The sequence below is a fragment of the Micromonospora sp. AMSO31t genome (genome assembly GCF_008868175.1).
GTDB lineage: Bacteria > Actinomycetota > Actinomycetes > Mycobacteriales > Micromonosporaceae > Micromonospora.
The window spans coordinates 1-11655 of the sequence record NZ_WBKT01000179.1; the positions used below are offsets into that span (position 1 = coordinate 1).

Below are 11655 nucleotides of genomic sequence, written 5' to 3' on the forward strand. Positions count from 1 at the left end.
GGCACCCGCCCCCGACGCCCCGGCCGAGGACTGGTCCTGACGCTGGTCGCGCGTCAGCCGAGCGCGGCCAGGGCCTCGCGCGCCTCGGCCGCCGTCGGCCGCGCCGCGTCCGCCGCCAGCAGGGCCTCCAAGGCCTTCCGGTACGCGACGTCGCGCGCCGCCCCGGCCGGCGTCTCGACGTCGGGGGCGACCCCGCAGCCCTCCCAGTTGGTGCCACTCGCCGCGTTGACCGGCCGGGCCACCGGCACGGCCAGCTCCAGGTGCGGGTGCAGCCGGTGCCCGACCCGCGGGTGCGCCCCGCCCCGGGTCCGCTCGCCGACCACGGTGGCCCGGCCGAACTGCTGGAGGTCGTACGCCAGCTCCTCGCCGCCGGAGAAGGTCTCGGGGCCGGTCAGCACGAGCACCGGCTTGTCGGGCGCGTAGCGGGGCACGGGCAGCCAGGCAGCGCTCCAGTACTGGTGGGTGGTCCCGGCCCGCTCGTGCATGGTGTGCAGGTGGGTCGGCTCGGCGAAGAACCAGCCGCAGACCAGGGCCACCATGTCGGGGCTGCCGCCCCGGTTGCCGCGCAGGTCGAGCAGGAGCGCGTCGGTGCCGGCGAGCAGCCGTAGCGCGGCGATCACGAGGTCGCCGGCGAGCTGCGGGGGGAAGAGGTAGGGCGCGATCTCCAGCAGCCCCACGTTGCCGGGCAGCCGTTCCACCCGGGCCACGCCGCCCATGGTCCGCGCGGCGAGCTGGACGAACTGCACCTCGGCCGGGTCGTCGGCGATGTCGGCAAGGGGGGTCTCGTGGTGCTTGAGCCGCAGGTGCAGGTCGCTGTTGGCCGCCTGGAGGTCGGTGGTGACCAGCGCGCCGAGGGCCGCCGGGTCGGCCGCTCCCGCGTACGCCCCCGCCCGGAGCCGGTCGCCGAGGTGGGCGGCGATCCGGCCGGCCACCTCGGGAAACACGTACTGCTCGGCGACGAGCTTCGCGGCCCGCTCGACGATGTCGGTGATCTCATCCTGATGCATGTCCCGAGTAGAGCAGGCCGGTTGACAAAGCGTCAAGAGAATTGGACGCTTTAGCGGTGAACCACGAGACCGAGCTGGAGGTCCGCACCCCGGCTCACTTCAAGGCGCTGGCCCATCCGTTCCGGCACCGGCTGCTCTTCGCGCTCGGGTCCGGGCCGGCCACCATCAGCCAGCTCGCCACCGCGCTCGGCGCGGCCAAGGGCACCGTCGCCCACCACCTCAAGGTGCTCACCGAGGCCGGCATGGTCCGGGTCGCGCACACCCGCCAGGTCCGCGGCGGCACCGAGCAGTACCACGAGCGGGCGTTCCGTCGCCTGGTCGGCGAGACCGCCGACCCCGGCGCCACCGGCGCACTGTTCGGCGCGGTCGCCGAGGAGTTGGCCGGCGACCCCGACCCCCTGCTGCACCTGCGCCAGCTGCGGCTCACCCCGGCCCAGGCCGAGCGGCTCCGGTCCACCCTGGACGCGCTCGTCAGCGAGGCCGAGGAGGCCGGACCGGACCAGCCCCGCTACGGCGTCCTGGTCTCCCTCTACCGTCGCCGCGGCCCGGAACACGTCGGCCCGCCGGGGCGGTGACCGCCGCCGATCGGCTCTGGCGGCGGCACCGAGGGCTGACTAGGCTTGCGCCGTTCGCCGTCCGCAACCGGTCGTCATCGACGCGAGTGCACGTCCGAGAGAAAGCCGGAGCGAATCGTTGTCCCCCAGCAGCACGTGAGCCTCGCCGCCGTGGCACCGGCCCGTCGCCCGCTCTCCGGCCGTGTCGGGCTCGTCGCGGCCGCCCTCGTCGTACTCGGGGAAGCGGTGTGGCTGGTCGCCGGCCTGCCGGGCGGGGCCCTGGTCAGCGACCTCGGCGCGGTGGCGGTGTCGACCTGGGCGGCGGTGGCCTGCACCGGCGTGGCCCGGCGGCACCCGGCCCCGCTGCGCCGGTTCTGGGTGCTGCTCGCGGCCACCATGGCCCTCGCGGCGCTCGGCCGGACGGTGTGGACGGTCGAGCGGGTCGGCGGGAACGACCTGCCGCACACCCCGCTGGTCGGTGCGCTGTTCACCGCCGGCATCGTCACCGGCACCGCCGCGCTGCTCTGCTCCATGGCCGCCCCGCGCAGCCTCATCGGGCAGGCCCGCACCCTGCTCGACGGGGTGATCGTCGCGCTGGCCCTCATCCCCATCGGCTGGGTGGTCGTGTTCCGCGACCTCGCCGCCGCCGACCTGGCCGATCCGCTGCGCACCTTCGGGCTGCTCTACCCGATGCTCGACCTGATGCAGCTCACCATCCTGGTGGCGGTCGCCGGGCCGCCGCGTCCCGTGTGGCGGGCGCTCACCCTGATCGGGGCCGGCCTGGCCACCCGGGCCGCCGCCGACGCCGTCTACGTCTCCCTCGTCGCGCACGACAGCTACGCCCCCGGTCAACCGATCGACGTCTGCTGGCCGCTGAGCTACCTGCTGATGGGCCTCGCCACCCGGTACCCGCCGCCGCCCACCTGCGCGGAGGAGGAAGAGACCGGCGAGTCGCCGCTACCGCCGTGGTGGCGGGTCGCCCTGCCCTACCTGCCGGTGGGCGGCGCGATCGTCGCCGTGGTGCTCGCCCGCCGGCCCACCGGGCAGACCCCGCACCTGATCTTCATCGGCATGATGACGCTGCTCGGGGTGCTCGCGCTGCGCCAAGGGCTGGCCGCCAACGAGAACCTGCGGCTGGTCGCCCGGCTGCGCCGGCTCGCGTACTCCGACCAGCTCACCGGCCTGCCCAACCGGCTGACCTTCACCCGGCGGCTGCGCCGCGCCCTGCGCGACGGCGGCCCGGTCGCCGTGCTGCTCCTCGACCTGGACGGGTTCAAGCAGGTCAACGACCGCTTCGGGCACGCCGCCGGGGACCGGCTGCTGAGCACCATCGCCGAGCGGATGGGGGACGCGACCGGCCCCGACGGGATGATCGCGCGGCTCGGCGGCGACGAGTTCGCCGTGCTGGTCGCCGGGGACCGGCCGGTGCCGCCCGAGCGGCTCGCCGTCCGGCTCCTCGCCGCCCTCGAACCGCTGCCCGGCGAGGAGGACCTGGGCGTGCACCCCTCGGCCAGCATCGGCATCGCCGAGTACGGCCCGCAGCACGCCTCCCACACCGACCTGCTCCGCGACGCCGACATCGCCATGTATGCGGCGAAGGCGGCCGGCAAGTCCGCGTACCGGACCTGCACGCCGCAGCTGCGGGAGTCGGCGGTGACCCGGGCCGAGCTGATCGCCGATCTGCGCCGCGCGGTCGACGAGGGGCAACTGCTCATGGAGTTCCAGCCCATCGTCGACCTGTCCACCGGCGCCGTACGCAGCACCGAGGCGCTGGTGCGCTGGCGGCACCCCCGGCTCGGGGTGCTCCCCCCAGCGCGGTTCCTGCCGCTGGCCGAGGAGACCGGACTGATCCTCGCCGTCGACCGGTGGGTCATCCACGAGGCGTGCCGGGCGGCAGCCACCTGGCGCGAGCGGTCCCCCGAGGTCACCGTGGCGGTCAACATCTCCGCCGCCCACCTGCGCCGGCCCGACCTGATCGCCACGGTCACCGAGGCCGTCGGCGTGGCCGGCCTGCCGCCCCGCGCGCTCACCCTGGAACTCACCGAGTCGGCGCTCATCGAGGGGAGCGAGGCGGTGCTCGACCGGCTGACGCAGCTCCGCGACCTCGGGGTCGGCATCGCCATCGACGACTTCGGCACCGGCTACTCGTCGCTGAGCTACCTGCACCGGATCCCGGCCACCGAGCTGAAGATCGACCAGTCTTTCGTCGCCCGCCTCGACGCCGACGACGCGCGGGCGTACGCCACGGTGGAGATGGTCAACCGGCTGGCCGGCGCGTTCGACCTGGGCGTGGTGGCCGAGGGTGTGGAGACCGGCAGCCAGCACGCCGCGGTGACCGCCATCGGGTGCCTGCACGGCCAGGGCTGGCGCTACGGCCGCCCCGTCGCCCTGGCCGAGCTGCTCCACACGCTCGCCCCGGTCGACGCGGCCCGCTGACCGGCCCGGCCGGCGCCGGGTCGAAGGTCCCGGACAGGACAGGGGATTCGGCCCTGCCGGCGGTGCCCCGCTCACCGCCACGATGGTGTCGGCAGGCAACGAAGGACACCACCCATACAGGAGCCAGAGATGAAGCGACGGACACTCGACCTGTTGTTCAGCATCGGCGGGCTGGGCCTCGCGGTCCTGCTGCTCGTCGTCGGCGTCGTCCTGACGACGAACGCCAACTTCGCCAACCGCTACGTGCACGACCAGCTCGCCGCCCAGCACATCAGCTTCACCCCGGCCGACCAGCTGAGCGACGAGGAGAAGAAGTCGGACTGCCTGCGCGAGTACGCCGGACAGGCGCTCACCAGCGGCAAGCAGGCCGAGTGCTACGCCAACGAGTACATCGGCCTGCACCTCACGTCGATCGGCGGTGGCAGGACGTACGCCGACCTGGGCGCGCCGCAGACCGCGCTGCGCGAGCAGGTGGCCCAGGCCGAGCAGGCCAAGGCCGCCAACCTGGCCGACCTGCAGAAGCAACTCGCCGACGTCACCGCCCAGCGGGAGACCGTGTTCAAGGGCGAGACGCTGCGCGGCCTGCTGCTCACCTCGTACGGGTTCAGCGAGTTCGGCCGCAAGGCCGGGCAGGGCGCCCTGGCCATGTACCTCGGCGCGGCGCTGCTCCTGCTGCTCTCGGTCGCCGGCCTGGTGCACGCCTTCCGCACCCCGGCCAGCGCGACGTTCGCCGCCCCGGAGAGGGAGCGGGTCACCACCTGACCGGCTCCCGGATCGCCCCCGGCCTCCCGTACCCCTCGCGGGGAGGCCGGGGGCGATCGCCGTTTCGTGCCGGGCGGGGCGCACGGGCCGCAGAATCGGGCTTGACCCTCACGCAACGGGAGGCGGGAGCCTTGGTCGCGGAAGGGAGGAACCATGGCGTACACGGTGGGTCAGGTGGCGCGGGCGGCCCGGGTGACGGTCCGGACCCTGCACCACTACGACGAGATCGGGCTGCTCTCGCCGAGCGGCCGCACCGCGGCGGGCTACCGCCGCTACGACGACGCGGACCTGGAACGGTTGCAGCTCATCCGGGCCTACCGGGAGCTGGGGTTCCCGTTGGAGGAGATCGCCGAGATCCTCGACGACCCGGGCGGCGACCCGCTGCCGCACCTGCGCCGGCAGCACGAGCTGCTGAGCGGGCGGATCGGGAAGCTGCGGGACATGGTCGCGGCGATCGAACTCGCGATGGAGGCGAGAAAGTTGGACATTCAACTCACCCCGGAGGAGCGCTTCGAGGTGTTCGGGGACTTCGACCCGGACGAGCACGCCGAGGAGGCCGAGCGGCGCTGGGGCGGCACCGACGCGTACCGGCAGTCGACCGAACGGGCGGCCCGCTACTCGAAGGAGGACTGGCTCCGCAACAAGGCCGAGAACGAGGAGTGGGGGCGGCGGATCACCGAGCTGATGGCGTCGGGCGCTCCGGCCGACTCGCCGGAGGCCATGGCGCTGGCCGAGGAGCACCGGCAGCTCATCACCCGGTGGTTCTACGACTGCTCCTACGAGATCCACACCGGCCTCGCGGACATGTACGTGGCCGACCCGCGGTTCACGGCGTACTTCGAGAAGATCCGGCCGGGGCTGGCCGCGTACCTGAACGAGGCGATCCACGCCAACGCGATCAGCCGGGCCTGATCCGCCCCGGGTGCCAGGATGGGCCGGACGGCTCAGCCTCGGGAGGTCACGTTGTTCATCGTCGCCGGCACGCTCTACGTCGACCCGGCCCAGCGGGACGCCTACCTGGCCTCGTGCGCGGAGGTCGTCCGGGCGGCCCGCTCGGCGCCGGGTTGCGTGGACTTCGCGGTCAGCGCGGACCTGGTCGAGCCGGGTCGGATCAACGTCTACGAGCGGTGGGAGTCCGACGAGCAACTGCTCGACTTCCGCGGCTCCGGCCCGGACGGGGAGCAGGCGGCGATGATCCTCGGCGCCGAGGTGCACCGGTTCCGCATCTCCGGCGTCGAGGCGCCGTGACCCGGTCAGCGCGGGCGGACCGGCACGGGTGACGTGGTCACGTAGTCGTAGACGGCGCGTGCCAGGCACCGGACGACCTGGTCGCCGGTGGCCTGCGGGCCGGAGGTCAGGAACGCCACGGCGGTCTCCTCGCCGGGGATCAGGTAGTAGCCGACGTCGTGGGAGACGTCGGGCAGGTCGCCGGTCTTGTGCGCGACCGGCGTGCCGGGCGGCAGCGCGGCCGGGATCTTGGTGTTGAGGGTCTGCTCCCGCATGAACCCGATCAGCAGGTCGCGGGAGGCCGGGTCGAGGATCTGCGCGTCCCAGACCGCGCCGAGCAGCGAGATGACGTCGTCCGGGCTGGTGTAGTTCTCCTCGCCCCGGGCGACGGCCTCGGCGTCGAGGAACTTGCGGGCGAGCACCGTCTCCCGCTGGTTCATCGAGTCGATCAGGGCGTTCACCGGGGCGAAGCCGCCCAGATAGTTGATCAGCACGTTGGCGGCGGTGTTGTCGCTGTACTTGATCGTGTACTGGGCCAGCTTGTAGAGGCTGGCCAGCTGCGGGATCTCCTCGAACTGCAACTGGCCGGTGCCGCCGACCACGTCGGCCCGGGTCACCAGCACCCGCTGGTCCAGCGACACCTGGCCGCAGCCGACCCGGCGCAGCAGCTCGGTCACGATCCACAACTTGATCACGCTGGCCGCCCTGGGCCGGAACCGGCCGTCGACCGAGACCTGCTGCCCGCCGAAGCGGCCGGAGAGGTCGCGGACGGTCACCCCGGCCAGGTTGCCGGTCGTGCCGGCCGCCGCCACGATCCGCTGCAGGGGACGGGTGAGTGGCAGGAACGCCCGTCCGGCCACCGGGTCGGTGGGCGGCAGCGGGTTGCTGACCACCTCGCCCGGGTGCCGGCGCGGCGGGCCGTCGGGCGGCACCACCACGAGTTCCCCCGGGGCCCGCCCGACCAGCGGGACGTCGTACCGGTAGGTCGTACCCCGGACGGTGAGCCGGCCGTGCGCGGACCGCCCGTCGACCCACATGCCCGGGTCGACCACGCGGCCGGTGTCGCCGTCGCAGGCCCGGTAGCGGACGGTCCGGGCGGCCGCGTCCACCGAGAACACCCCGCCGGGAAAGGCCAGCCACACGAGCCAGGTCCGCGGCGCCTCCGGCTCCCGATGCGGCCCGGAGGCCGCCGCCGGCCCGGCCGCCGCGACCACCGCCAGCACCGCCGCGAGCGCCACGAGGCCCACAGGTACGCGCCGACGCGAGCGGGATATGTCTCTTCTGTTCACCTTTGCGAGGTTAGGAGGTGGGCGGGTCCGGCGGCGCCGGGCTGCCGCCCGGCTCACCCGACCGTGACCCGGGTGGCCGGACCCTGCCGCCCAGGATCCACACCAGCTCGGCCAGGTGTGGGTGTTCCGGCCACCCGGATACCGCCTCACCGCCGAGCTGGTGTCGATCTGGAATCTGCCGGGTCGATGCCGCTCACGCGGCGGCCGCTAGAGGACCAGGTCGAGCAGGAGAACGCCGGCGAAGCCGACCACCGAGATGATCGTCTCCATCACCGACCAGGTCTTGATGGTCTGCCCGACGGTCAGCCCGAAGTACTCCTTCACGAGCCAGAAGCCGGCGTCGTTGACGTGCGAGAAGAACAGCGACCCGCAGCCGATGGCCAGCGCCAGCAGGGCCACCTCGGGGCCCTGGAGGGTCGCCGCGAGCGGCGCCACGATGCCGGCGGCCGTGATGGTGGCGACGGTGGCCGAGCCGGTGGCCACCCGGATGCCGACCGCGACCAGCCAGCCCAGCAGCAGCGGCGACAGGTTCGCGCCCTCGGCGGCGTTCGCGACCAGGTTGCCGACGCCCGCGTCGACCAGCACCTGCTTGAACCCGCCGCCGGCGGCGACGATCAGCAGGATGCCGGCGATCGCCGGCAGCGAGCCGCCCAGGAATCCGGAGACCTGGCCGCGGCTGAACCCGGTCCGGTAGCCCAGGAAGATCATCGCGAAGATGACGCCGGCCAGCAGCGCGACGATCGGGGTGCCGATGATGTCCAGCGCCTTCCGGCCGCCGGTGCCCTCGGCCAGGGTCAGCTCGCCGATCGCCCGCAGCAGCATCAGCACCACGGGCAGCAGCACGGTGACCACGGCGGCCCAGAGCGCCGGTTCGCGGCGGGCGCGCGGCCCCACCGGCTCGTCGATCGGCGCGCCGGGGCGGCCGGTGCCCGGGTTGACCAGGTCGTCCTCGGTGACCAGGTCGCCGTCGGCGTCGAGGCGGCCCTCGCCGGGGCGGGTCGGCCGCCGGTCCCCGCCGGCGGCGAGCGGCTGGCGGGTGGGCAGCAGCGCCTCCGGGGCGGTGGCCGGCACGTAGCGGGCGATGAAGTTGCCGAAGACCGGCCCCGCGATGATCACCGTGGGGATCGCCACCAGCAGGCCCAGGGCCAGGGTCTGGCCGAGGTTGGCGCCGAGCGCGTCGATCGCGACCAGCGGGCCGGGGTGCGGCGGCACGAGCCCGTGCAGCACCGACAGGCCGGCGAGCGCCGGGATCCCGATCTTGATCAGCGGCACGTCGACCCGGCGGGAGACCAGCAGCACGATCGGCACCAGCAGCACCACGCCGACCTCGAAGAAGAGCGGGAGCCCGATCAGCGCGGCCACCCCGGCCATGGCCCACGGCAGCGCGCCGCCGGAGACCCGGCCGACCACCCGTTCGACGATGCTGTCCGCGCCGCCGGACTCGGCGAGCAGGCCGCCGATCATCGCGCCGAGCGCGATCAGCAGGCCGACGCCGCCGACGGTGGAGCCGACCCCGCCGCTGAACGAGGTGACGATCTTGTCGGCGCTGACCCCGGCGACCACGCCGAGCACGGCCGCGCCGAGGATCAGCGCGAGGAACGGGTGCACCTTGCCCCATGCGATGAGCACCACCACCGCGGCGATGCCGAGCAGGGCGGCGATGACGAGCTGGGTGTCACCGGCGTTCGTGAGGGGTTCCGCCGGTGCGGCGAGCAGTGTGACCACGGCAATCACGACCTTCGGTAGTCGTCCGTGCCTCCGCGACGGGCGATCACTGGGGAGGAGCGGTGGGTGGTGGCTCCGGCGGCAGGCTCGGGGCCAGCCGCCGCAGCGACGCGAACGTCGGCACGAGCGCGTCGTACAGCTCGGAGAAGAGCGGCAGCAGGGCCGCGTACGTGGCGGCGGAGGCGGGATCGGGGCGGACCGTCTCCTCGATCCGGACCAGGTCGGCGGCGACCTCGATCGACTCGATCAGGCCGAGCGCCTGCATGCCGAGCAGGGCCGCCCCGAAGCTGGAGCCCTCGTGCCCGGCCGGGAAGCGCACCGGCATGCCGAGCGCGTCGGCGAGGATCTGCCGCCACAGCGGGCTGCGGGCGAAACCGCCGCTGGCGCGGACCTCGCGGACCTCGTTGCCGGCCGCCCGCACCGAGGCGAGGACCAGGGCGAGCTGCTGGCAGACGCCCTCCAGCGCGGCCCGCACCAGGTGCGCCCGGCCGTGCCCGTGGGTCAGCCCGACGTACGCGCCCCGGGGCAGCGCGCTCCAGTGCGGCGCCCGCTCGCTGAGCAGGTACGGCAACATGATCAGCCCGCCGGAGCCGACCGGCGCCCGGGCGGCCAGGTCGAGCAGCTCCTCCTCGGCGTGCTCGCCCAGCTCGGGGGCCAGCGCCTCGTTGGCCCACTGGAGGACGATCCCGCCGTTGTTGATCGCCCCGCCGACCACCCAGCGGTGCTCGGTCAGGGCATAGCAGAAGACGCCGCCGAGCGGGTCGACGCCGGGGCGTTCCACCATCACCCGCATGGCGCCGCTGGTGCCGATCGAGCAGGCCACCTCGCCGGGATGCACCGCGCCGAGCCCCAGATTCGCCAGCGGCCCGTCGCCGGCGCCCACCACGACCGGGGTGTCCGCGGGCAGGCCGGTGGCCCGGGCCGCCCCGGCGGCCAGGCCGGGCAGCACGTGGGTGGTGGGGACGAGCTGCGGAAGCTGCTCCTCGGTGATCCCGGCGATGCGGAGCGCCTCGGCGTCCCAGACCAGCCGGTGGATGTCCATGAGCCCGGTGGCGGAGGCGACCGAGTGGTCGGTGACCAGCGCCTCGGCCAGCCGCAGCAGCACGTAGTCCTTGATGCTCACCCAGTGCGCGACCCGCTCGTGCAGCTTCGGTTGCTGCTCGGCGAACCAGACCAGCTTGGGCAGCGGCGCCATCGGGTGCACCGGCGTGCCGGTGCGCCGGTGGATGGCCAGCCCGGAGGGCACGGCGCGCAGCCGTTCGGCCTGCGCGCTGGCCCGCGAGTCGGCCCAGGTCACCGACGGGGTGAGCGGGATGCCGTCGGCGTCCAGCCCGATGAGGCTGTGCATGGCGGTGCTGAACGACAGGCCGGCGACCGGCCGGCGCAGCTCCTCGACCACCGCCCGGATCGACCCGACGACCGCGTCGAAGATCCGCACCGGGTCCTGCTCGGCGTACCCGGGTTGCGGCTCTTCGAGGGGATAACCGATCGAGTGGGTGGCGAGCTGCCGGCCCCCGGTGTCGTACGCGACCGCCTTGGTGCTGGTGGTGCCGATGTCCACCCCCACCACGACGGCCGGGTCGCCCACCGTGCACCTCCTCGCGTGCCGGGGGTCGCCGCGCGTCCCGCCCTGCGGCTGACGTTACCGACGCACCGACCCCCTCGCACGGCGAAGCGACGCCGCCCGGGGCGCGGCCACGGGACGCCGAGGATTCCGCCTAACGTGTCGCGCAATCACCCTTTCGGTCAATTCGGCGACTTGCGCGTGTCTTGCCACCCCCGCGACGCAGTTGACATGAATGACACCCCGATTGGTGGGCTCGCGCGGCGGAGGAGTCGGCGTGGCGATGACTGATTCGACGGGTTCCACATGGCGCTACCGGTGGGCGCATCGGCAGAACGACCGGCGGCAGCGCGCCTTCCGCGCCGCCGACGAGGCGTGGCGACGCCGCGACGACGAGCTGCGGCGGCTGCGTACCCTCGCCGGGTCCTTCCACGGCTCGACCGAGGCCGGCGCCGGCCTGCCCATGGAGCTGGGCCCCGGCGAGGTGGTCTTCTGGACACTGCCGGCCGCGCAACTGGTCGAGGTGCGGCACACCGCCGTGCTGCCCGCCCCCGAGCTGACCGTCGACCCGGAACCGCCCGTGCTGCGCCCGCGCCGCCCCGAAGGGGTCAAGGTCGTCGACGCCGGCCTCGCCGTGCTCACCAACCGGCGCCTCGTCCTGCTCGGCGGCCGGGGCCGGCGCGACTGGACGTACGGGCGGATGACCGGGCTGTCCCACGACCCGGGCGCGCCGGTCACGCTCATCCAGGTGCTCGACCGGCGGCGTACCTCCGGTCTGCTCCTGCCCACCGGCGCGGTGGCCGACTTCCGGTTCAAGCTCACCCTGGCCTTCGCCGACGCCATCGAGCAGCGCGCCGCGGTCGTCGCCCAGCTCGACGAGCTGATCGCGGAGCACGAGGCGGCGCGGCCGGCCCGGCCGGCCGTGCTCACCCCGGCCCAGGCCCGGGTCTCCACGCTGCTCCCCGGCGGCCGGCGGACCGTCGCGGTCGGCGTGGCCCTCGCCCTGATCGTGCCGGCGATGCTCTTCGAGTCCGACCCGCCGGTGCGCCCCGGGCCGGTTTGCGGATCCGGGAGCCGCCGCAGAAGTCGTA

The 11655-nt window shown here is 74.1% G+C and carries 10 protein-coding genes; 6 read left to right on the forward strand and 4 right to left on the reverse strand.

Annotated features, from left to right (window positions below; genetic code table 11):
- Positions 1 to 53: 53 nt before the first annotated feature.
- Entirely contained in the window at positions 54 to 1007 is a 954-nt protein-coding gene (locus F8274_RS26635) for a S41 family peptidase (RefSeq protein WP_151465107.1), read from the reverse strand.
- A 56-nt stretch (positions 1008 to 1063) separates the two neighbouring features.
- On the opposite strand from F8274_RS26635, the gene F8274_RS26640 reads away from it, so the two are divergent.
- The 5 genes from F8274_RS26640 to F8274_RS26660 all read left to right on the forward strand — a co-directional run bounded on the left by F8274_RS26640 (position 1064) and on the right by F8274_RS26660 (position 6007).
- On the forward strand, positions 1064 to 1582 hold the full coding sequence (locus F8274_RS26640; RefSeq protein WP_225853990.1) for a transcriptional regulator: 519 nt from the start codon (positions 1064 to 1066) through the stop codon (positions 1580 to 1582).
- A 150-nt stretch (positions 1583 to 1732) separates the two neighbouring features.
- The gene (locus tag F8274_RS26645) at positions 1733 to 3997 is read left to right on the forward strand and encodes a bifunctional diguanylate cyclase/phosphodiesterase (protein ID WP_225853991.1); all 2265 of its coding nucleotides are present in this window, start codon (positions 1733 to 1735) and stop codon (positions 3995 to 3997) included.
- A 129-nt stretch (positions 3998 to 4126) separates the two neighbouring features.
- Complete coding sequence (locus tag F8274_RS26650; protein WP_151465108.1) at positions 4127 to 4759, forward strand: hypothetical protein; 633 nt, start codon at positions 4127 to 4129, stop codon at positions 4757 to 4759.
- Between the two features lie 153 nt (positions 4760 to 4912).
- Positions 4913 to 5671 carry a MerR family transcriptional regulator gene (locus F8274_RS26655; protein ID WP_151465109.1) on the forward strand — a complete coding sequence of 253 codons (759 nt, stop codon included), beginning with the start codon at positions 4913 to 4915 and terminating at the stop codon, positions 5669 to 5671.
- Between the two features lie 18 nt (positions 5672 to 5689).
- The gene (locus F8274_RS26660) at positions 5690 to 6007 is read left to right on the forward strand and encodes a putative quinol monooxygenase (protein WP_192580008.1); all 318 of its coding nucleotides are present in this window, start codon (positions 5690 to 5692) and stop codon (positions 6005 to 6007) included.
- A gap of 5 nt (positions 6008 to 6012) precedes the next feature.
- Here F8274_RS26660 and F8274_RS26665 read toward each other — a convergent pair whose 3' ends face one another.
- The 3 genes from F8274_RS26665 to F8274_RS26675 all read right to left on the reverse strand — a co-directional run bounded on the left by F8274_RS26665 (position 6013) and on the right by F8274_RS26675 (position 10588).
- The gene (locus F8274_RS26665; RefSeq protein WP_151465111.1) at positions 6013 to 7224 is read right to left on the reverse strand and encodes a serine hydrolase; all 1212 of its coding nucleotides are present in this window, start codon (positions 7222 to 7224) and stop codon (positions 6013 to 6015) included.
- 258 nt (positions 7225 to 7482) lie between these two features.
- Positions 7483 to 9000, reverse strand: coding sequence for an SLC13 family permease (locus tag F8274_RS26670; RefSeq protein WP_151465112.1), 1518 nt, complete (start codon positions 8998 to 9000; stop codon positions 7483 to 7485).
- Positions 9001 to 9046: 46 nt separating this feature from the next.
- The gene (locus F8274_RS26675) at positions 9047 to 10588 is read right to left on the reverse strand and encodes a gluconokinase (RefSeq protein WP_151465113.1); all 1542 of its coding nucleotides are present in this window, start codon (positions 10586 to 10588) and stop codon (positions 9047 to 9049) included.
- 253 nt (positions 10589 to 10841) lie between these two features.
- Between F8274_RS26675 and F8274_RS26680 the strand changes: the two genes are divergently transcribed.
- Positions 10842 to 11655, forward strand: an 814-nt coding sequence (locus F8274_RS26680; RefSeq protein WP_151465114.1) for a hypothetical protein, incomplete at its 3' end; no start/stop codon positions are given.

Coding starts and splice junctions, on each gene's coding strand:
- F8274_RS26655 (WP_151465109.1), top strand. CDS start 4,913: ATGGCGTACACGGTGGGTCAGGTGGCGCGGGCGGCCCGGGTGACGGTC.
- F8274_RS26660 (WP_192580008.1), top strand. CDS start 5,690: ATGGGCCGGACGGCTCAGCCTCGGGAGGTCACGTTGTTCATCGTCGCC.
- F8274_RS26635 (WP_151465107.1), bottom strand. CDS start 1,007: ATGCATCAGGATGAGATCACCGACATCGTCGAGCGGGCCGCGAAGCTC.
- F8274_RS26650 (WP_151465108.1), top strand. CDS start 4,127: ATGAAGCGACGGACACTCGACCTGTTGTTCAGCATCGGCGGGCTGGGC.